This window comes from Microbacterium sp. cf046 (assembly GCF_900114345.1).
GTDB lineage: Bacteria > Actinomycetota > Actinomycetes > Actinomycetales > Microbacteriaceae > Microbacterium.
The window spans coordinates 491,128-510,355 of sequence record NZ_FOZJ01000003.1; the positions used below are offsets into that span (position 1 = coordinate 491,128).

Genomic DNA, 19,228 nt, shown 5'->3' on the forward strand with positions numbered 1-19,228 from the left:
GCGTTTCGGCGCCGGATCCATCCTCGAGACGACGCATGGACAGATGACCGACGCACCAGCCTGGTTCACCGACGCGCTTGCTGCCGAGCCCGAGCTCGGATCCATCGACGTGGAGGGCGCGTCCATCGCCTATCGAGCCTGGGGAGAGGCCGGCGACGCCCGGCACGATCTGCTGCTCGTGCACGGCGGGGCAGCTCACGCGGGCTGGTGGGACTTCATCGCCCCGATGCTCGCAACAGGCCGGCGCGTCGTCGCGATCGACCTGTCGGGCCACGGCGACAGCGGGCATCGCGCCGCGTACTCGATGGATCTGTGGGCGCGGGAGCTGGCCGCCGCGGTCGGCGGGGCAGGGTTGCGGGCGCGTCCCGTCATCGTCGGGCACAGTCTCGGAGGCATGATCGCGACGGTCCTCGCTCAGCTAGCGGAACCCGAACTCGGGGGCCTCATCGTCGTGGATTCCCCGATCGAGCCGCAGGGTCCGTGGCCCCGCACCGAGGCGGACAACACGTTCGGCAGAGCCCGCGTGTATGCGACGCGCGCTGCTGCGGTCGAGCGCTTCCGCCCGATCCCGCCGCAGGCGTCGCTGCCCTACACCGCGGCGCACATCGCTTCGACCTCGGTGCGCGAAGTCGAGGGCGGGTGGAGCTGGAAGTTCGACCCCGGCTTCGTCGGCATGACCGGCGACCTGCCGCACACGATGGACGGACTGACATGCCCTGCCGTCTACATCGCGGGTGAGCACGGCATCCTCAGCCCCGGTGCACGCGCCCTGCTCGAGGCGTCTTCCGAGGTGCCCGTCCTCGAGATCCGCGACGCGGGGCACGCCATGATGCTGGATCAGCCGCTCCCGCTCAGCGAAACCCTGCGCGGCGCGCTCGCCGAGTTCGAGCTGTCAGAGCCCCAGCGCGCCGCGTAGCGCACCGAGCTGGGATGCCCAGAAAGCCTGCGCCACGGGCTTCTTGGTGAACAGCCGGTCGAAGCCGTGGAACGCGCCCGGCACGACCACCAGCTCGCACGGCACTCCGGCGTCGTTCAGGCGTCGCGCGTACGCGAGGTCTTCGTCGTGGAAGAGGTCGAGCGTGCCCACGCCGATCCACGCCGGCGGGAGTCCGCTCAGATCCTCTCGACGTGCCGCCGCCGCGTAGGGCGAGACGCCGGCACTGCCCGGTGCGGTGCCGAGGTAGGACGTCCAGCCGTAGTGGTTGCTGCGCGGGATCCAGATGAGTACGCCGCGAGTGTCATGGTCGGTGCGCGTGACGGTGCGGTCATCGAGCATCGGATAGACGAGCAGTTGGAACGCTGGACGCACCTCACCGCGGTCGTGGGCGAACAGCGCGAGGGTCGCGGCGAGGCCGCCCCCCGCGCTGGCGCCGCCGATCGCGATGCGCTCCGTGTCGATCCCGCGTTCGTCCGCGTGCTCGAACACCCAGCGCAGGCCGGCGTATGCGTCGTGAACGGCGGCGGGGGAGGGATGCTGCGGCGCCAGCCGATAGCGCAGCGCGACGACGGTCATCCCGAGCTCGAGGGCGAACGCGCGACTGACCGATTCGTCGTTCTCGGGGGTGCCGCTGACGAAGCCGCCGCCGTGGATCCAGAAGAGGGCCGGGGACTTCGTGGCGACGGCGGTCGGCCGGTAGATCCGCAGGCCGACGTCGGGCTCTCCCTCGAGCCCGGGGACCGTGACGTCCTCGACCGTGAGCGTGTCGGGGAGCGGTGGCGCTTTCGGCAGGATGTCGGGTATCACCCGGATGAGCCACGAATCGGCGGGGATCTTCGGGATGAATCGTGCGGCGCGCAGCTCGGGGTGCAGCTTGGTCATCGGCTGCCCACCCATGCCTGTCGCTCCGCGCCTGCGGCGTCGCTGACGACCGAGCTCTCGGTATCGAAGATCTTCGTGATTCGGCCGCTGGATCTGTCGTACGGCGCCCATCCGGGCTCGCCGGTCGTCGCGAAATCGACGAAGGCTCGATGGAACTCCTGCGCCAGCGACTCCGGCGGGTTCTTGCCGAACACGCGCTCGCCGGGTTCGCCGCCGAGCTCCCTGATCGCGGCGAGGTCGTCACGGGCGAACGGCAGGTCGATCGCGTGGTGCGACGCGGTGAAGGGCGGCAGGTCCTCGCGCTGCCAGCGGAATTCGTACAGCCAGCTCGTCTCGGGTCGCGCCTCGACCAGGCGGATCGTCGGGATGCGGAACCCCCAGTCCGTCCATCCGGCCTCGACGAGGGCGTCCAGACCCCGGATGCTGCGCCGGCCGTTCTCGTAGGCGTCGACGATCTCGCGGTTCATGCGAAGAGCCCGCTTCAAGCCCCTGCGCACGAACGGCGCGACGGCCGGCGCCGCGGTCGTGATGCCGTTGATCAGCGACGCCATCTCGTTGGTGGTCGTGCCCGTCATGAGCGGCACGCCGGGGTATGTGCCGGCCGAGTCGACCGGGTTGCGGGGGAGCACGGCGGTGTCGTGGACTCCGCGGAACGGGCTGAGCAGCAGCGAGCGTCGATCGCCGAGAGTGAGACCGATGGCGGCGAAGCGCGTGAGCGCCTTGAAGGTGGCTTTCGTCGTGCGATCGAGCGGGACGCTTCGGAGGCCCTCCACGGTCGGCTTGACGCCGAGGCCCTTGGCAACCTGACGGGTGATGCGCATCGCCTCATCGGCATCCACCGACGCCATCGAGCAGCCGCTCTGCGCGATCGCGCGGTGGAACAGTCCTCGGCTTGCGGGCAGCGCCAGCTGGAACATGACCGATACGCCACCGCCGGACTGCCCGAAGATCGTGACGCGAGACGGATCGCCCCCGAACTGCGAGATATTGCGCTGCACCCATTCCAGCGCTGCCGTCTGGTCCCGCAGGCCAAGGTTGTCGTGCCCCTCGCCGAGGTAGAGGAAGCCGTCGATGCCGAGCCGGTAGTTGATGCCGACGTGCACGACGCCGTCGCGAGCGAAGTTCCTTCCGGAGTAGCCCGGGAACGACCCGCCGCCGAAGGAGTACCCCCCGCCGTGGATGTGCACGACGACGGGCAGCCGAGCTGCAGGGCTCGGGTCGGGGCTCCAGACCTCGAGCGTCAGGCAGTCCTCGCCGGTCTGCTTGGGCGAGTACAGCTCGGCGAGCTCATCCCCGCCCTCGGGCTGGGGAGCGGAGGGACCCGGCCTGGTGCCGTCTCGCGTGCCTTCCCAGCGCTCGGGCGGCTTCGGCGGAAGGAAGCGGTTCTCGCCGAACGGCGCAGCCGCGAACGGGATGTTCCGGAAGTGGTGCAGGCCCGAGTGATCGAGGCCCGAGACCGCGCCGAACTCGGTTGTGACGGTGGTTTGTGCGAGCACCCGGTCCTCCTCGACATGGTCGGCGACTCAGGGTAGCACGCTTACTAACGGTTGTTCACTTACGGATCGACTCGAGCGACTGCCCATACCGCAATGAACCCCGCGCCCCTCAGAATCGTGTGTATTGAAGAAGGCCTCAGCGAGGAGGCCACCGATCGGAACGGGTGAGTCAATGGCCGACAACAATCAGCGCGTTCTGAGGGTGATGCGCATCCTCAGCGCGCTCTTCCTTCTCGCGACGGGCGGGATCCATCTGTACCTCGTGTTCGCCGGCGTCGGCGGCATCCTGGGCGTGGCGTTCGTCCTCAACGCCGTGGCGGGGGTCGTGCTCGGGATCGCGATGCTCATCCTGCGCGGCCGCCTCCTGCAGCTGGCGACCGTGCTGAGCCTGCTCTTCCTGATCGCGACGCTGGGCGCCCTCGTCCTCGCACTCACCGTGGGCCTCTTCGGCATCACCGAGACATGGGACTTCATGCTCGTCCCCGAGACGGTGATCGTCGAGTCGATCGGCATCGTCGTGCTCGCGATCACCACTGCCGTCGTTCTCCGTCAGCCGCAGCCCGCTGCCCGAGCCGAAGGCTGACGGAGAACGCCTCAGCCGCTGAACGCCTGCAGGAAACGGTCGCGGAACTGATCCATCCGCCAGATCGGGGCCTCCGATGACGGGCGCACGCCGGTCTGCCATCGCCACGACGCGATCTGTTCGAACACGGCCGGGTCCCTGGCGATGATCGTGATGGGCACCTCGTGATCCGCGCCCTCGCCGCTCACGATCCGTGCGGGCTGGTGGTCGCCCAGCACGATCAGGACCAGATCCTGCTGATCATGCGTGTGCAGGAACGAGAACATGGCGCTCAGCGTGTACTCCACCGACTGCCCGTACACGTTCCGCACCCGCTGCTGGTCCGGCCACACCTGGGTCGGCGCGAGGCCTTCCGCCGGCTGGGGGTCGAACACCGAGCCGTCGCCGACCTCCGCCCACGGCACGAGCCGCGGCAGCGGCGTCCACGGCGTGTGCGAAGACACGAAGTCGACCTCCGCCATGATCGGCTCGTGCGGTGCGGCGAGCTCCTGCTCGTAGAAATGACTCCAGGTGTACTGGTCGGGGATCCGGGCGTAACTGAAGGTCGGACCCCGATAACCCATGTTGCTCGCATCGAGCATCGTGTCGTACCCGTAGAACGCGCGGCCCTGCTGCCACGGCTCGGTGTTGGAGGGGACGACGGAGACCGTTCGCCAGCCGGCATCCTTGAATGCCCGGGTGAGGGTCATCCGGTCGCTCGCGAGCAGCGTGTCGTACTTCTGCTGCGAGTCGACCCACACGCCGCCCTGCAGGGTGGAGTGCGCCAGCCAGCTGACTCCGCCGAAGGTGGGCGATGTGAGGAAGGCGCTCTGTGCCGAGTACCCGTCCCGACTCAGTTGACTGCCACCCTCGGCGAGCACTCGGGCGATTCCCTCCGTGAAGGTCGAGTCCTGCACCGCGACCGCGCCGTAGCTCTCCAGGAACGCGACGACGACGTCCTTCCCCTGGAGCCGCGACAGCATGCCGGCGGCGGGCACGCTGAGCGGATCCGAGCTCAGAGCGCGCTCGAACGCGGCCTGCTCGCGGATGCTCGAGGCGGTCTGCGCCGACGTCGCGGCGAGCGCGCGTGCCGAATCGGCTGAGGCGAGCGGCACACCTGGCCAGATCTGCGCGCCGACGAGCGCGCACAGGATCCACGACGTCGCCGCCGTCGCAGCGACGATGCGTCCGGTACGGCCGGAGCGCGAGGCGATGCGCTCGGTCCGCAGCGCGGCGCGCGCGACTGCGATGACAGCGGCCACCGCCAGCGCGACGATCAGCGCAACGATCAGGATCGCGTTGCCGGTACCTGTCGCGTCCCGCATGACGCCGTAGGCGCTCACGATCGCAGGCCAGTCCTGGGTGAGGCTGAACGCGCGATCGATCGTCGCCTCGAAGCCGAGGTCGAGCGCCGCGACGAGCATCGCGACCACGATGACCACTCCGAAGGCGGCCGCGATGAGCCAGCGCAGCCGTCGACTCGGGATCGCGAGCAGGAGCAGCACGACCGCGATCGACTCCGCCGGCAGGCTGAGCAGCGCAGCGGGCGTGCCCATCGTGAGCGCCCCGGCGACGAGCGGGGCGATCAGCAGCGTCGCGAACGCGGCGACCGTGGCTGCTCGCGCACCTCGCCGCGGGCGGTGCTGGTCCTCGAATCCGCCGTTCACAGGAGCGCCTTCACGATCGAGCGGAGAGCTCCCCGACCGACGTTCGCTCATCGGCCTGGAACCTATCGGACAGGGCGTAGCGCATGAGCACCACGTCGCCGATCCGGCAGGTGTCGGCCAAGGTGGCCCGCCGCGACGCGGTCCACGGGAACGGGCCGGGCTCGACGAAGCGCGGTGCGCGCGATTCGCCGACGAAGAGCGGGGCGATCGCGAGCTGCAGCTCGTCGGCCAGGTCGTCGACGAGGAACTGCGTGTGGAGCTTGCCGCCGCCTTCGACCATCAGGCGTTGCACGCCCCGCGCGGCGAGGTCCTCGACGACATCGGCCATCGTCACCTTCGCACCGAGTCCGACCACCGTCGCAACGCGGCCTATCCTGTTGCGGACGCGGTCGAGCGACGGGGTCGGGCAGTAGACGATCTTCTCGACATCGCCCTCGGTGAAGAAGGCCGAATCCGGCGGCAGGTCGCCGCTCGCGGTCACCGTCACCTTGATCGGTGAGACGGGCTTTCCGGCGGCGAGGCGGAGCAGCCGCCGTTCGTCGCCGCGCACCATCAGCCGCGGACAATCCCGCCGGACCGTCGATGCGCCGACCATGATCGCATCGCTCTCGGCGCGCAGCTGATCGACGCGGTCGAAGTCGGCCGCGTTGGACATCGCGAGTTTGCGGGGTGCGGCGCTGTCGAGATAGCCGTCGAGCGACATCGCGCAGCTGAGGATGACGTACGGGCGTTTCACGGTGCGGACACCGCCTGCCGTGCGTCGCGCAGATCATGACGTCGGCGGAGAGCGGATGCCGCGACCACGGCCGCCCCCGGAACGGCTGCGATCATGGCGAGCACTCCGAACGCGGTGGAGGCTGCGATGCCCGCGGACGCACCGAGTCCCACCGCGGCGAACGCCCACGCGGCAGCACCCTCCCGCGGACCCCACCCGCCGATGTTCAGGGGAATCGCACCGGCGAGCATCACGATGAGCGCGACGGCCGCCAGCCGTTCGGGCGGGGCGGCGACACCGACGGCGATGCACGCGACGATGAAGGTGCCGGTGAGCCCCATCAGGACGATCACGGATGCGGCGGCGACGCCGATGACGGTGCGCGCCGAACCGAACGCCGATCGAAGTGTGGTCAGCTCCCGGGCGATCGCCCGGCGGGCACGCTCGCTGACAGCCGCTGCGACGACGACCCCGGCGCAGGCGACGCTCACCGCAAGGAGCACGGTGCCCACAGCGGGAGCGTAACCCGACATGCCGAGCGACACCAGCACCACCACGGCGAGGGTGAACTGCACCACCTGGCCCACCGCGCGCTCGGCGACCACCGCCCGCGCGGCCTGCGGAATCCGGTTCGCGCTGCGTCCGTGGGCGACCGCGCGATGGATGTCGCCGATCACCCCGCCGGGAAGGATCGTGTTCAGGAACTGGGACCGGTAGTACCCCGACACCGACTCGCGCCACCCGAGCGAGAGTCCGAGTCTCCGGGCGACGATCCGCCACCTCCAGGCTGCCGCCGCGGTGGTCACAACGCCCAGCGCGAGCGCGATCGCGATCGGCACGGGCGACACGGACGCCAGACCTCGGAGGAAGGGCTCGGCTCCGACGGTGAAGACGATCGCGACGAGGATGAGCGCCCCGACTCCGGCGCGCGCGACAGCGCGGGTGCGCGGCGAGAGGCGACCCCGCCGCGTCGGCTGCCCGGCCGCCGTCGAGGTCATGGCGGCCACGCGAGCAGATCCAGATGGTGCACCGTCACCCGCAGTGCGCCCGCGGCGAGTTGAGCGCCGCGCGTTCGCAGGTACTCCTCGGCCCACTCCTCCAGCGTCGGACGCTCCTCGACCGCCGCGCCGACCCAGCCCTCGAGCCACTCGCGCACGAGTGCGGTCTCGGAGGAGTCCAGCCGCCACGGTGAGTCATCGGCGCGCACCCGCCACCCCGCGGCCGTGAACAGCTCGGTCACCGTCGCGGCGGCATCCGGGCCGAGCAGTGCGCGTCCGGCGGTCGTGCGTCGCTGGTGGTCGTTGAACGCGGACTCGAAGACCCGGTCGCCGGGATCGAAGGGCTCGATCTCGACCCGTCCGGTCACGCTCAGCGCGACGAGCGCAGGGGCGCCTGCGGCCACGCACGCCCGGACGATGGTCTCCGCCTCCTCGCGCGTGAGCACATCCAGAAGCGCCGACATCGTCACCAGCGACGCTCCGACCAGGTCTGCGTCGCTCAGCTCGCCGACATCCCTCACCCTCGTGCGGATCACCGGCGGATGTCCGGTCGAATCGGAGGCGCCGTGCGCCGCGCGATCGAGGAGCACATCGTTCCAGTCGTGGAGCACCCAGGTCTGCGGTCCGGGCAGCAGCGGCGCGAGCCACCGCATCATCGACCCGGTGCCGCTGCCCAGGTCGTGCACGACGACCGGGACGCGGGTCATGCGCGCCGCCTTCCGCGCAAGCGGCCGCGACCGCGACCTCGCGTCGGCGTCTTCGCGCAGGCTCAGCCACTCCACCGAGATCGGGATGACGTCGCTCATCGCACGCTCGCCAACGTCGCCGCGACGCGGTCTGCGGTGTCGCTCCATCGCGGAAGGCGCGACCGGCCGCGGCCCGCCGCGTCCTTCGAATCCGCCCGCAGGGCCGGATCCGCCAGCCACCGCCGCAGTGCATCGGTGAGGGCGTCCGGACGACCTGGGGGCACGAGGGTCGCGGCATGCGACTCGACGGTCTGCGGGATCCCGCCGACCGCGCTGGCGAGGACCGGGATGCCGCGCCGAAGCGCGTCCGCGATCGCCATGCCGTAGCTCTCCACGCGCGAGGGCGCCACGACGAGGTCCGCGCGGTCGTACGCGTCGTCCAGTTCGTCCTGACCGAGGACTCCGGTCATCGTGATGCGGTCGTCGATGCCCGCCGCCGCGGCGAGGGCCGCGAGGCGATCCGCGAACCGGGGATCCGCATCCAGCGATCCGGCGACCGTGCAGGTCCACGTGTGCTCGTCGCGGAGTCCGGCCAGGGCTTCGATCAGGATGTCCTGCCCCTTGTGCGGCGCGACGACTCCGACGCACAGGAACGCGCCTCCGCCCGACGTTCCGCCGGCTGCGGGTGCGTCGTCCGAGCCCGGGCGCGCCACGACGATCCGACCGGGGGCGACCGTGCCGCGTCGCTCGAGCTCGGACCGGGTCCATTCGCTGGTCGTGATCACGCGGCGGGTGCTCCGCAGAGCGCGGGTCTCTCCGGCAACGACCCGCGGATCCGCTCCGGGGAAGGCCGCAGACACCATGTGCGCGAGCGTGACGATCTGGAGGCGCCCGACCGCGTCCTCGATCGCGTCGGGTGCCCGACCCGCGATCAGGCCGTCGATGAGCACCACCTCGTCCTCGGGCACGCTCGCGAGCAAGTCTGCCGCGCGAATGGGCGCGTCCGCGCCGACCGGCCGCATCCGCACGGTCCACCCGAGCGACGCCAGTCCGTCTCGGACGCGGCGATCGAAGACATTGCCGCCGCTGGCGCGGGTGGGGTCGTCGATGCCCTCCGGCACGACGAAATGCACGGTGCGCCCCTCGGAGGCCGTCACAGCGTCACCTCGTAGGAGGCCCATGCGATGTGCGATTCGTGCAGCGTGACCGCGATCGCGTGCAGTCGCGCCGCGCCCGGCCCGATTCCCCCGTCACGCGCGGCAGCGACCAGGCGATCGGCGATCACGCTGCACAGCCGCTCCGTCGTCGTGTTGAGCCCGGCGAACTCCGCCAGCTCGTCGAGATTGCGGTACGACAGCGACGCGAGGATGCCGCGCAATGCATCCGAGGCGCGCCCGATGTCCACCACGACTCCGTCGTCGTCGAGGTCGGCCGCGCGGAAGGTCGCGTCGACCACATAGGTCGCGCCGTGCAGCCGCTGAGCCGGGCCGAAGATCTCGCCGGACAGGCTGTGGGCGATCATGATGTGATCCCGCACGGTGACGGAGTAGGTCATCCGGCATCCCTCCAGTCGATCGTGTGGCAGAGCCCCGGCGCGGATCCGTCTGCGACGGCGGCCATGACGCCGGGCAGGTCCCGCCACGACGAATCGCCCGTCAGCAGGGCGTCGAACGCGGGATCCCGCAGCAGTCGCAGAGCGAGCGCGAGCCGGTCGCTGCTGCGCCGGCTCCCGCGGCGTCGCGGCGAGATCATGCCGACCTGGCTGGAGCGGATCGTCAGGCGCTGCGAGTGGAAGTCGCCTCCCAGCTCGAGCCGGACCGGTCGATCGCCGTACCAGCTCGCGACGACGATCTCGCCCTCGGTCGCGGCGGACTCCAGGGCGGACTGCAGCCCGGCCTCGGAACCGCTCGCCTCGACCACGATGTCACGCTCGAACGGCGCATCCTCGGGGTGTGCATACGAGACCCCGAGGAGCTCGCATACGCGAGCCTTCGACCGGTCGACGTCGACGACGACGACGTCGACTCCGGGAATGGCCTGCGCGAGCCGCGCAACGGCGCAGCCGATCATCCCCGCGCCGACGACGGTGATGCGGTCGCCCACGAGTGGCGCGGCATCCCACAGCACGTTCACCGCGGTCTCGACCGCACCCGCGAGCACGGCCCGGCGAGCGGGCACGCCGTCGGGGATCACCTGAACGGCCGACTCGGGCACCACGAATGCCGACTGGTGCGGATACAGGGTGAACACCGCGAGACCGCGGAGCTCGGGCGGCCCGCTCTCGACGACGCCGACGTTCAGATACCCGTACTTGACCGTGTCGGGGAAGTCGCCCTCCTGGAACGGCGCGCGCATCCGCTCGTGCTCGCCGCGAGGAACCTCGCCGCGGAAGACCGTCGACTCGGTCCCGCGGCTGATGCCGGTGAACGCCGTGCGCACCAGCACCTCGCCCGCTCGGGGGTCGGGGACCTCCTCGGTCCGCAGCACCCCGACACCGGGTGACTCCACCCAGAACGCGGTCGCCGTCGTCACCACGGCCTGCTCCGGAAGTGAACCTTTCGGCACGCGGCACACGTGTCATGAGTGGTACCCATGAAGAGAGAACGAGTCGCACAGTGCAAAAGGTTCATATCGCTCCGCTCTGGTCGATCCTCGCCGGCGCCGTCGGGCTGGCCGTGATCGGCTGGTTCAGTGCGCTCTCGGTCGTCGGCTGGTGTGCCGGACTCCTCTACCTTGTCTGCTCGAACGTCCTGCTCACCAGGGGGTTGCGTCGACACGGAACACTCCACTTCGGACCCGCGAACGCCGTCACGGCCGCGCGCTCGACGCTCGTCGGGCTCGTCACCGCGCTCGTGGCGACCTCGTTCACGGCATCTGTCTCGGTGCCGCTGCTGGTCGGATTGACGGCCGTCGCGCTCGTCGGAGACGCCGTCGACGGATGGATCGCCCGCCGCACGCAGACCGCCTCCGCGCTCGGCGCCCGGTTCGACATGGAGGTGGACGCCTTCCTGATCCTGGTCCTCAGTGCGTATGTCGCACAGAGTCTGGGGTGGTGGGTGCTCGCGATCGGAGGCATGCGCTACGCATTCGTCGCCGTCGGCTGGGTCCTGCCGTGGATGACGGCCACCCTGCCGCCGAGGTACTGGCGCAAGGTGGTCGCTGCGCTGGTGGGGATCGGTATGACGGTCGTCGCGTCCGGGCTCATGCCCGTGTGGGCGGACATCGTTCTGACGCTCGCGGCCCTGGGGCTGCTGGTCGAGTCTTTCGGGCGCGATGTCATCTGGCTGTTCCGGCGCCGCGCTGAGCGAGTCGACCCGGTCGTGGCGGAGCAGCGCGAGCACGAGGATCGCTCGCTGTGAGTGAGCTCGGCGAGCGGGCCGAAACCCGGACGGTGCCCCTCAGCGCGGTGTCGCCCGCAGCCACACGAAGCCGTGCGGAAGCAGGGCGAGCCCGCGCGCCAGGTCGATCTCGTCGCCGCTGAGGACGTCCGTCGCGGCTGAGGAGAACCCGCTCAGGGTCAGCGGGTCGATCAGCGCGGGGTCGTCGCCGACGTTCGCCAGGACGAGGATGACGGCATCCGCACCGGGCCGCTGGTAGGCCAGGACCGATGGATGCCGGGCATCGAATCCGATCAGCTCTCCGCCGGCGAACTCGGGCGTGCCCTGTCGTGCGCGGATCAGCGCGGTCAGCCCGCTGTAGACGCGACCCGCGTCGGTCGCGGCATCCGTCCGCTGGTCGTAGCGCTCGGCCGGCCGTCGGGGCCGATGCACCCAGCGGCTGTCGCCCGCGGTCGTCTCGTCGTCGACGTAGGAGTAGTCGTTGAGCTGCGCCACCTCGTCGCCGAGATAGAGCAGCGCCACGCCGCCGGTCGACATGGCGATCGCGTGCGCCAGGAGCACCCGGTCGACGCCTGCGGGGTCGCCCGCCTCGACTCCTGCGAGGGATGCCGTCGTGCCCGCGATGCGCGCGTCGCCGGTCTTCGGGTTCTCCTGGAACGGCACTCCGCGCGCGAAGCTGCCCGGGAACCGCGTGACGTAGAAGTCGTTGAGGAAGCGGCGATGCGAGTACGCGTCGATGCCCAGTTCGGCGGCATCCTCATCGGCGAACGTCCATCCGATGTCGTCGTGACTGCGCACGTAGTTGACCCAGGCGGTGCCGGCGGGCAGTGCGTGGCGGCGCTCGAGCGCCTGCTGCAGCAGGCGCGGGTCGCGGGTCGCGAGCGCCTCCCACGTGAGGGCCATCTGCAGCGGGTTGTACGAGAGCTGGCACTCCTCGAGCGAGACGTACTCGATCACCTCGTCCGGATGCACGATCGCTTCGGACTTGAACAGCAGGCTCGGCGCAGCCATCCGCAGCACGGCGTTGAACGCGCGCAGCAGCAGATGCGCTTCGGGCAGCGACTCGGACGGGGTGCCCAGCTGCTTCCAGATGAACGCGACCGCATCCATCCGCAGGATCTCGACGCCCTGGTTCGCCAGGAAGAGCATCTCACCGGCCATCGCCCGGAACACGGCCGGGTTGGCATAGTTCAGGTCCCACTGGAAGTGGTAGAAGGTCGCCCAGATCCAGCGGCCGTCCGGCAGCTGGACGAAAGAGCCCGGGTGGTCGTCGGGGAAGATCTCGCGCACGGTCTGCTCGTACGCGTCGGGCATCGTGCGATCGGGGAAGATCAGGTAGAAGTCCTCGTAGCCGGGCTCGCCTGCGACCGCCTTGCGCGCCCACTCGTGCTCGCTGCTGGTGTGGTTGAAGATGAAGTCCACGACGAGCGAGATGCCGGCCAGGCGCAGGTCGGCGGCGAGGGCGCTCAGGTCCTGCATCGTGCCCAGCGCCGGGTTCACGTGCCGATAGCTGGACACCGCGTACCCGCCGTCGGAGTTGCCCTCCGGGCTTTCGAACAGCGGCATGAGGTGCAGGTAGGTCAGGCCGAGCTCTTCGAAGTAGGGGATGCTGTCGCGGACGCCACGCAGATCGCCCGCGTAGCGATCGACGTAGCAGACGCCGCCGAGCATCTGATTCGAGAGGTACCAGTCCGGCTCCTGCTCTCGCAGATCGTCGCGCGCCTTCAGTTCGAGCGGGCGCTCGTTCCAGGACGCCGCCGCCTCCGCGATGACCGCCGCGAGCTGCTCGAGACCGTCGTCGCGCTCGCCGTAGAGCGTCACGAACAGCGGATGCAGGGTGGGGAAGTGCGCGGTGAAGCGCCGGGCGAAGGCGGCATCGAACGTGCCGGCGCGCTGCGAGGCCAGGCGCCGGATCTCTTCGATGTCGCCTGTCCACTCAGCAGTGAGTCTCGGCATGACACTCCTTTGTGCGTCCGGTTGCCTGGTCTCACAATAGGGCTGGCAGACTGTCAGCACTCGACACGGGAGGTCTCGATGAGACTTGTTCAGGTGGCGCTGCACGCGGACGACCTCGGACGCGCGGCGGACTTCTACACGGTGCTGCTCGAGTCCACCCCGACAGCACGCTTCGACGAGCCGGGGCTGCTGTTCTTCGACCTCGATGGCGTGCGGCTGCTGCTGGATCGCAACGCCCCGGCGTCGCTGCTGTACCTGCACGTCGACAACGTGCACGAGGCGGTCGAACGCCTCGACGGCCTCGCCGACATCGTCGCGCACCCGCACGTGATCTTCCACCACCATGACGACACGCTCGGACCCGCCGGGCACGACGAGTGGCAGGCGTTCATCAAGGACTCCGAAGGCAACACCGTGGGCCTCGTCGCGTTCCAGCGGCCCTGAGTCGGCGGCGCCCGCCCGGGGCGTAGCCTGGAGCGTGTGAGCGCATACGTCTCGGCGTTCGAGCTGTTCTCCATCGGAGTAGGACCCTCGAGCTCCCACACGGTCGGACCCATGCGGGCGGCCCGTGATTTCGCGATCCGTCTGCGCGAGGAAGGACTGCTCGATCGCGTCGCCCGGGTCACCTGCACGCTGTACGGCTCGCTCGGCGCGACCGGGATCGGCCACGGAACACCGGACGCCGTCGTCGCGGGGCTGCAGGGACTCTCGCCCGAGACCGTCGATCCGGCGGTGGTGCGGGCGGCATGGACCGCATGGCCGCCCGGGCAGCACCTCGAGCTGGACGGCACCCACGGTATCCCGTTCGAGAAGTCCGACGTGGTGTTCGCACCGCGGACGAGGCTGCCCGCGCATCCCAATGCGATGACGCTCGAGGCGTGGATCGCGGACGCCGTGGGGCAGGGCGGCTCAGCGAACGGGGTCGATGTCGCGGCGCGGCTCGCCGCGGCCGGCATCCGCTCGACCGGCGCAGCATCGGCCGCCGCCGAGGCGGTTCCGGGGCCTCGCGAGGACAAGGACGATCGCGGTCTCGTGCTGCGCGAGACGTACTACTCGATCGGCGGGGGGTTCATCCGCCGTGAAGGCGAGCCGCCACGGGTGACCGAGCGGGCCCTCCCGCTCTCGTTCGACAGCGCCGAGGAGCTGCTGAACCTCTGCGACGAGCGCGGGATCACGATCGCCGAGGCCGCGCGCATCAACGAGCAGGCGCTGCGGACCGACGAGGAGATCGCGGACGGACTCGACCGGATCTGGCAGGCGATGTCGGCATGCGTGGAGGCCGGACTCCACGCCGACGGCGTGCTGCCGGGGATGCTGCAGGTCAAGCGCCGCGCGGGCGCCATCCGGGCGCAGCTGGAGGAATCGGAGCACGCCGGGCATCGCGAGCTGCCGGGGGAGTGGCTCGGAGCCTTCGCGCTCGCCGTGAACGAGGAGAACGCCGCCGGCGGGCGGGTGGTCACCGCCCCCACGAACGGCGCGGCCGGCATCCTTCCCGCCGTCGCGATGTACTGGTGGCGGTTCCTGGCCGACTCCGGTCTCGGAGCGGGCAACGCCGTCACGCCCTACGGGGAGCTCGTGGGCAGCGCGCTGCTCGGCTTCGCGGGCCGCCAGCAGCTCGGACCGATCGTGCCCGACGTGATCGACGAGGAGCTCATCGCCGACGCCAACCGGCGTCGCGGCATCCGGCGCTTCCTGCTCACGGCGACCGCGCTGGGGTCGCTGTTCAAGGCGAACGCCTCGATCTCAGGCGCCGAGGGCGGCTGTCAGGCCGAGGTCGGGTCGGCGTGCGCGATGGCCGCGGGCGGCCTGACGGCCGTCATGGGCGGCACGAACCGGCAGATCGAGAACGCCGCCGAGATCGCGATGGAGCACCATCTCGGACTGACGTGCGACCCCGTGGGCGGGCTCGTGCAGATCCCGTGCATCGAGCGCAACGCGATCGCGGCCTCGACCGCCGTGACAGCGGCGCGGCTGGCGCTGCGCGGCGACGGCAGCCATTACGTCTCGCTCGACGCGGTGGTCGAGACGATGCGGCAGACCGGCATCGACATGTCGCACAAGTACAAGGAGACCAGCGAGGGCGGCCTCGCGGTCAACGTCATCGAGTGCTGAGGCGGCTCAGCCTCCGCTGCGGCGACCTAGCCGCACGCGTCCGATGGTCTCGCCGATCGCGACGGCGACCAGCAGCAGCGTGACCGCGACCGACTCGCCGAGCGCGTCGAGCACCGGGGTGAGGGCGGCGAGCAGCAGGATGCCGACCACGCCGATCACGTGCGCCGTCGCCCATCGGCGTTCGAGCACGCGGCGGAACAGCACAGTGCCGACCAGGAAGAGCAGCGGACCGCCGAGTGTGACCACCGTGGCGGCGAGACTGTGCGCGTGGGGGTGTCCGAGCGCCTCCTTGTCGCCCACGCTGAGCAGCACGATCCCCGCGATGATCAGCAGATGCGTCCAGGTGTACGCCGTGCGCACCAGGCGCCCGGGCTCCGCCGCGGCTTCGATCGCCTCGGCTCCGATGCGCTCGCCGTGGTCGAAGTAGATCCACCAGGCGGAGGCCGCAGCGACGAACGCGGCCGTCATCGCGACGATGCTCTCGGCGGATGACTCCGTCGCGACGAACGCGAAGCCCGTCACGAGCAGACCCTCACCCAGCGCGATCAGCACGAACAGCGCGGAGCGCTCGGCGATGTGCGGGCCCGACACATCCCATGACGCGATGTTCACACGACCGAGCCCGGGGACGGGGTACCCCAGTACCGTGCCGACGAGTTCCAGCACCAGCGCCGCAGCCCACAGGGGCAGCTGCAGCGAGAGCGGAAGCACCGCGCCGGTGATCCACAGCACCGCGCCGGCGCCGGTCCAGACCAGGATCCGGAGGAAGTCCCGGGAGACGGCCGGATCGTGCCGCGCGGTTGCCCAGACGATGAACGCCGTGCGTCCGACCTGCAGCACGACGAAGGCGATCGCGAAGGTCCACGCGCGGTCGCCGAACGCCTCGGCGATCGCGACGCTCATCACGAACGACACGAACGCGAGGGCCAGAACCGCCCCGCGCACCGGGAGCTTGACGGGGTCGAGCCAGTTCGTCACCCAGGTCGTCGAGACCCACGCCCACCAGAGCGCGCAGACCATGATCACGCCCTCGAGGGCGCCGAGCGGCGTCTGGTTCTCGTACAGGTACGCAGACAGCTGCGTCAGCGCGAAGACGAAGACGAGGTCGAAGAACAGCTCGACATACGTGACCCGGTCGGCGCGCGGCGAGTCGGCGGGCCGCAGCACGTTGCGCCGCATCCCGAAGACCATGCCTCATCCTGACATCGCAGGCCGTGGGCGCCCCGCATCCCGCCGGGGTCGTCCTGCCCCAGGTCTAGGCTGACCGCATGCCCGAGTACGCGGTGCCGACGCCGAAGCGGCGACGCGGTCGGCCCAGGGGTGGTGAGTCCGACGCCCAGCAGCGGATCATCGCTGCAGCCGTCGACGAGTTCGGCGAGCTGGGATACGACGGCGCGACGATGCGCGCAATCGCGGCTCGGGCCGGTGTGGACTCCGCCCTCGTGCACCACTACTTCGGCACGAAGGCCGACCTGTTCGCCCAGACGGTGGGGGCGCCGATGCGCCCCGACCTCGACATCCCGGCGCTGCTCGAAGGACCCCAGGACGCACTCGGCGAGCGCATCGTGCGGTACGTGCTGGATGCGTGGGAGCGCCCCGAGACGCGCAAGCGTGGCGTCACACTGCTCCGCACCGGTGTGGGGAACCGACTGACCACGCCGCTGCTGGCCGGCTTCCTGCAGCGCGAGCTGATCGGGCGCATCGCGGCCCGGATCGACGCGCCGGATGCCGCGTTCCGCGCGTCGCTGGTCGCCAGCCAGATCGCCGGGATGCTGCTGGCCCGCTACGTGCTGCAGCTGCCGGCGATCGCGGGGGCGAGCGTCGATGACATCGTGGCGCGCGTCGGGCCGACGGTCCAGCATTACATGACGGATCCCGCCGTGCCGGCGCAGACCAGTGCCGCAGGGGCGGCAGAGAGGAAGAGCACGGAATGACGTTTCAGGCGTACCTGGACAACATCGAGGACAAGACGGGTCTCACCCCTCGGCAGTTCATCGATCTGGCGACCGAGAAGGGCTTCGGCCCGGGCACGAAGTCGAGCGAGATCGTCGCCTGGCTCGCCGAGGACTACGACCTCGGCCGCGGCCACGCGATGGCGCTGGTGCACGTAATCACGAAAGGCGACAAGATCAGCGCCAAGCACGTGAACACCGGCACCGCCCACAGCGATCCGTCCGACACGCTCTGGCTCGAGGGCAAGGCGACAAACCCGGCCGGCTGACCGGTCGGGGACGGGCATCGGCGTCACGCCGGGCCTTGACGCGGCAGGTGCGCCGAGTGGATAATTCATCACGTGATGAATAAGTCCCAGGGGAGCACGCCGGTCGCCGCGGGTGCCAACGCCGTCGAGGTGCGCGGGCTGCACGTCAAACGCGGAAAGAACGTCGTCTTCGACGGGCTGCAGCTCGACATCCCCCGTGGGCAGATCACCGGCCTGCTCGGTCCGTCGGGATGCGGCAAGACCACGCTGATGCGCTCGATCGTCGGCGTGCAGAAGGTCGCCGGGGGCACCGTGACCGTGTTGGACGCACCCGCCGGCTCTTCGCAGCTGCGGCACAGCGTCGCCTACGACACCCAGGCCGCGTCCGTGTACGCGGACCTCACCATCCGGCAGAACCTGTCGTACTTCGCGCGCCTGATCGGCGCGCCGCGCACGGATGTGGATCGGGTCATCGCGGAGACCGGACTGGAGGACCACGCGAAGCAGACCGTCGAGTCGCTCAGCGGCGGTCAGGAGAGCCGCGTCTCGCTCGCAGTGGCGATGCTCGGCGCCCCCGAGCTGATGGTGCTGGACGAGCCGACCGTGGGGCTGGACCCGCTGCTGCGCGGCGAGCTGTGGTCGGTGTTCCGCGCGCTCGCCGATCGGGGCACGACGATCCTCGTGAGCAGTCACGTCATGGACGAGGCGCTGCGCTGCGATCGGATCCTGCTCATGCGAGCGGGGCGGATCATCGCCGATACGACGCCCGACCGGCTTCTGGCCGACACCGGCGCGCCGGATCCGGATGCCGCGTTCCTCGCGCTCATAGAGCGCGATGTGACCGCGGGTCGCGACCCTTCGACCGATGCCGGGACCGATGGGGATCATCCGCTCACCAGACATGAGCTGCGCCATCCTCCGACCGGACCGGAGGGGGAACGATGAACGGGACGCGCACGTTCGCCACCGCAGGGCGCGTGCTGCGCCAGCTCAGCCACGACCACCGCTCGATCGCCCTCATGCTGATCGCGCCGAGCCTGCTCGTGGGGCTGTTCGCCTGGCTGTTCAGCGATCAGGACGGCGTCTTCGACATCTACGGACCGCCGATCCTGGCGCTGTTCCCCTTCATCATCATGTTCCTGATCACGTCGATCACCACGCTGCGGGAGCGTCGCTCCGGCACGCTGGAGCGGCTGATGACCACCCCGCTCGGCAAGGCGGACTTCATCCTCGGATACGCGCTGGCCTTCGGCCTGATGGCCATGGTGCAGGCGATCGTGACGGTCTCGTTCGCGGTGTGGGTGTGCGGGCTCGACACGGACGGACCGGTGTGGCAGCTCGGTCTCGTCGCCGTGACCGACGCCGTGCTGGGCATGGCACTCGGACTGCTCGCGAGCGCCTTCGCACGCACCGAGTTCCAGGCCGTGCAGTTCATGCCGCTGATCGTGTTCCCGCAGATCCTGCTCGGCGGCCTGTTCATGCCGCGCGACGAGATGCCCGAAGCGCTCTACGTCATCAGCAACTTCCTGCCGCTGAGCTACGCGATCGACGCGATCAACGCCGTCACCGCAGGCGACGAGGGATGGGACGTTTACGGACCGCTGCTGATCGTCGGGGCGTTCCTCGTCGGTGCGCTCGTGCTCGCGTCGCTCACGCTGCGTCGACGGACCCCCTAGGGC

At 70.2% G+C, this 19,228-nt stretch carries 20 protein-coding genes; 9 read left to right on the forward strand and 11 right to left on the reverse strand.

Annotated elements, in window-relative coordinates; all coding sequences use genetic code 11:
* Positions 1-43 precede the first annotated feature (43 nt).
* Positions 44-916, forward strand: coding sequence for an alpha/beta fold hydrolase (locus BM349_RS14725; protein WP_091709378.1), 873 nt, complete (start codon positions 44-46; stop codon positions 914-916).
* Here BM349_RS14725 and BM349_RS14730 read toward each other — a convergent pair.
* Entirely contained in the window at positions 893-1,819 is a 927-nt protein-coding gene (locus BM349_RS14730; protein ID WP_091709381.1) for an alpha/beta hydrolase, read from the reverse strand. The two genes, BM349_RS14725 and BM349_RS14730, sit on opposite strands and share 24 nt — an antisense overlap.
* The gene (locus BM349_RS14735; protein ID WP_091707716.1) at positions 1,816-3,315 is read right to left on the reverse strand and encodes a carboxylesterase/lipase family protein; all 1,500 of its coding nucleotides are present in this window, start codon (positions 3,313-3,315) and stop codon (positions 1,816-1,818) included. Before BM349_RS14735 ends, BM349_RS14730 begins: the two co-directional genes overlap by 4 nt.
* Before the next feature lie 172 nt (positions 3,316-3,487).
* Here BM349_RS14735 and BM349_RS14740 point away from each other — a divergent pair, with 172 nt between their 5' ends.
* Positions 3,488-3,898, forward strand: a complete 411-nt coding sequence (locus tag BM349_RS14740) for a hypothetical protein (RefSeq protein ID WP_091707718.1) — start codon at positions 3,488-3,490, stop codon at positions 3,896-3,898.
* 11 nt (positions 3,899-3,909) lie between these two features.
* Here BM349_RS14740 and BM349_RS14745 read toward each other — a convergent pair whose 3' ends face one another.
* The 7 genes from BM349_RS14745 to BM349_RS14775 are packed head-to-tail and all read right to left on the reverse strand — an operon-like array spanning position 3,910 to position 10,475.
* Positions 3,910-5,595, reverse strand: a complete 1,686-nt coding sequence (locus tag BM349_RS14745) for a sulfatase-like hydrolase/transferase (RefSeq protein ID WP_175525321.1) — start codon at positions 5,593-5,595, stop codon at positions 3,910-3,912.
* Positions 5,555-6,280 carry a RibD family protein gene (locus tag BM349_RS14750; protein ID WP_091707724.1) on the reverse strand — a complete coding sequence of 242 codons (726 nt, stop codon included), beginning with the start codon at positions 6,278-6,280 and terminating at the stop codon, positions 5,555-5,557. Before BM349_RS14750 ends, BM349_RS14745 begins: the two co-directional genes overlap by 41 nt.
* A complete protein-coding gene (locus BM349_RS14755; protein ID WP_139230941.1) occupies positions 6,277-7,257 on the reverse strand; it encodes a lysylphosphatidylglycerol synthase transmembrane domain-containing protein in 981 nt (326 codons plus the stop codon). The genes BM349_RS14750 and BM349_RS14755 overlap by 4 nt, the downstream gene beginning before the upstream one ends.
* On the reverse strand, positions 7,254-8,063 hold the full coding sequence (locus BM349_RS14760; RefSeq protein WP_091707730.1) for a class I SAM-dependent methyltransferase: 810 nt from the start codon (positions 8,061-8,063) through the stop codon (positions 7,254-7,256). The genes BM349_RS14755 and BM349_RS14760 overlap by 4 nt, the downstream gene beginning before the upstream one ends.
* Positions 8,060-9,100 (reverse strand): glycosyltransferase family 4 protein, encoded by a 1,041-nt coding sequence (locus BM349_RS14765; protein ID WP_217645678.1) that lies wholly within the window; start codon positions 9,098-9,100, stop codon positions 8,060-8,062. Before BM349_RS14765 ends, BM349_RS14760 begins: the two co-directional genes overlap by 4 nt.
* Positions 9,097-9,498 (reverse strand): 6-pyruvoyl trahydropterin synthase family protein, encoded by a 402-nt coding sequence (locus BM349_RS14770; RefSeq protein WP_091707734.1) that lies wholly within the window; start codon positions 9,496-9,498, stop codon positions 9,097-9,099. Before BM349_RS14770 ends, BM349_RS14765 begins: the two co-directional genes overlap by 4 nt.
* The gene (locus BM349_RS14775; protein ID WP_217645679.1) at positions 9,495-10,475 is read right to left on the reverse strand and encodes a zinc-dependent alcohol dehydrogenase; all 981 of its coding nucleotides are present in this window, start codon (positions 10,473-10,475) and stop codon (positions 9,495-9,497) included. Before BM349_RS14775 ends, BM349_RS14770 begins: the two co-directional genes overlap by 4 nt.
* Positions 10,476-10,558: 83 nt before the next feature.
* Between BM349_RS14775 and BM349_RS14780 the strand changes: the two genes are divergently transcribed.
* Complete coding sequence (locus BM349_RS14780) at positions 10,559-11,302, forward strand: CDP-alcohol phosphatidyltransferase family protein (protein WP_217645680.1); 744 nt, start codon at positions 10,559-10,561, stop codon at positions 11,300-11,302.
* A 39-nt stretch (positions 11,303-11,341) separates the two neighbouring features.
* Here the strand turns inward: BM349_RS14780 and BM349_RS14785 are convergent, their stop codons facing one another.
* A complete protein-coding gene (locus BM349_RS14785) occupies positions 11,342-13,237 on the reverse strand; it encodes an amylosucrase (RefSeq protein ID WP_091707741.1) in 1,896 nt (631 codons plus the stop codon).
* Between the two features lie 78 nt (positions 13,238-13,315).
* On the opposite strand from BM349_RS14785, the gene BM349_RS14790 reads away from it, so the two are divergent.
* Positions 13,316-13,681 carry a VOC family protein gene (locus BM349_RS14790; protein WP_091707743.1) on the forward strand — a complete coding sequence of 122 codons (366 nt, stop codon included), beginning with the start codon at positions 13,316-13,318 and terminating at the stop codon, positions 13,679-13,681.
* A 36-nt stretch (positions 13,682-13,717) separates the two neighbouring features.
* Positions 13,718-15,349 carry an L-serine ammonia-lyase, iron-sulfur-dependent, subunit alpha gene (locus BM349_RS14795; RefSeq protein ID WP_091707746.1) on the forward strand — a complete coding sequence of 544 codons (1,632 nt, stop codon included), beginning with the start codon at positions 13,718-13,720 and terminating at the stop codon, positions 15,347-15,349.
* Between the two features lie 6 nt (positions 15,350-15,355).
* Here BM349_RS14795 and BM349_RS14800 read toward each other — a convergent pair whose 3' ends face one another.
* A complete protein-coding gene (locus BM349_RS14800) occupies positions 15,356-16,540 on the reverse strand; it encodes a low temperature requirement protein A (RefSeq protein WP_091707748.1) in 1,185 nt (394 codons plus the stop codon).
* A gap of 77 nt (positions 16,541-16,617) precedes the next feature.
* Between BM349_RS14800 and BM349_RS14805 the strand changes: the two genes are divergently transcribed.
* The 4 genes from BM349_RS14805 to BM349_RS14820 all read left to right on the forward strand — a co-directional run bounded on the left by BM349_RS14805 (position 16,618) and on the right by BM349_RS14820 (position 19,225).
* On the forward strand, positions 16,618-17,283 hold the full coding sequence (locus BM349_RS14805; RefSeq protein WP_091707751.1) for a TetR/AcrR family transcriptional regulator: 666 nt from the start codon (positions 16,618-16,620) through the stop codon (positions 17,281-17,283).
* Positions 17,280-17,570 carry a DUF4287 domain-containing protein gene (locus BM349_RS14810; RefSeq protein ID WP_091707752.1) on the forward strand — a complete coding sequence of 97 codons (291 nt, stop codon included), beginning with the start codon at positions 17,280-17,282 and terminating at the stop codon, positions 17,568-17,570. The genes BM349_RS14805 and BM349_RS14810 overlap by 4 nt, the downstream gene beginning before the upstream one ends.
* 75 nt (positions 17,571-17,645) lie before the next feature.
* Positions 17,646-18,494: an ABC transporter ATP-binding protein gene (locus BM349_RS14815; protein ID WP_091707754.1), complete on the forward strand. Its 849-nt coding sequence runs from the start codon at positions 17,646-17,648 to the stop codon at positions 18,492-18,494.
* On the forward strand, positions 18,491-19,225 hold the full coding sequence (locus tag BM349_RS14820) for an ABC transporter permease (RefSeq protein ID WP_091707756.1): 735 nt from the start codon (positions 18,491-18,493) through the stop codon (positions 19,223-19,225). Before BM349_RS14815 ends, BM349_RS14820 begins: the two co-directional genes overlap by 4 nt.
* Positions 19,226-19,228: the final 3 nt, after the last annotated feature.

What these genes read in the sequence shown, in the direction of transcription:
- BM349_RS14725 (WP_091709378.1), top strand. Translation starts at nt 44, where the DNA reads ATGACCGACGCACCAGCCTGGTTCACCGACGCGCTTGCTGCCGAGCCC.
- BM349_RS14730 (WP_091709381.1), bottom strand. Translation starts at nt 1,819, where the DNA reads ATGACCAAGCTGCACCCCGAGCTGCGCGCCGCACGATTCATCCCGAAG.
- BM349_RS14740 (WP_091707718.1), top strand. Translation starts at nt 3,488, where the DNA reads ATGGCCGACAACAATCAGCGCGTTCTGAGGGTGATGCGCATCCTCAGC.
- BM349_RS14745 (WP_175525321.1), bottom strand. Translation starts at nt 5,595, where the DNA reads ATGAGCGAACGTCGGTCGGGGAGCTCTCCGCTCGATCGTGAAGGCGCT.
- BM349_RS14755 (WP_139230941.1), bottom strand. Translation starts at nt 7,257, where the DNA reads ATGACCTCGACGGCGGCCGGGCAGCCGACGCGGCGGGGTCGCCTCTCG.
- BM349_RS14760 (WP_091707730.1), bottom strand. Translation starts at nt 8,063, where the DNA reads ATGAGCGACGTCATCCCGATCTCGGTGGAGTGGCTGAGCCTGCGCGAA.
- BM349_RS14770 (WP_091707734.1), bottom strand. Translation starts at nt 9,498, where the DNA reads ATGACCTACTCCGTCACCGTGCGGGATCACATCATGATCGCCCACAGC.
- BM349_RS14785 (WP_091707741.1), bottom strand. Translation starts at nt 13,237, where the DNA reads ATGCCGAGACTCACTGCTGAGTGGACAGGCGACATCGAAGAGATCCGG.
- BM349_RS14790 (WP_091707743.1), top strand. Translation starts at nt 13,316, where the DNA reads ATGAGACTTGTTCAGGTGGCGCTGCACGCGGACGACCTCGGACGCGCG.
- BM349_RS14800 (WP_091707748.1), bottom strand. Translation starts at nt 16,540, where the DNA reads ATGGTCTTCGGGATGCGGCGCAACGTGCTGCGGCCCGCCGACTCGCCG.
- BM349_RS14805 (WP_091707751.1), top strand. Translation starts at nt 16,618, where the DNA reads ATGCCCGAGTACGCGGTGCCGACGCCGAAGCGGCGACGCGGTCGGCCC.
- BM349_RS14810 (WP_091707752.1), top strand. Translation starts at nt 17,280, where the DNA reads ATGACGTTTCAGGCGTACCTGGACAACATCGAGGACAAGACGGGTCTC.
- BM349_RS14815 (WP_091707754.1), top strand. Translation starts at nt 17,646, where the DNA reads ATGAATAAGTCCCAGGGGAGCACGCCGGTCGCCGCGGGTGCCAACGCC.
- BM349_RS14820 (WP_091707756.1), top strand. Translation starts at nt 18,491, where the DNA reads ATGAACGGGACGCGCACGTTCGCCACCGCAGGGCGCGTGCTGCGCCAG.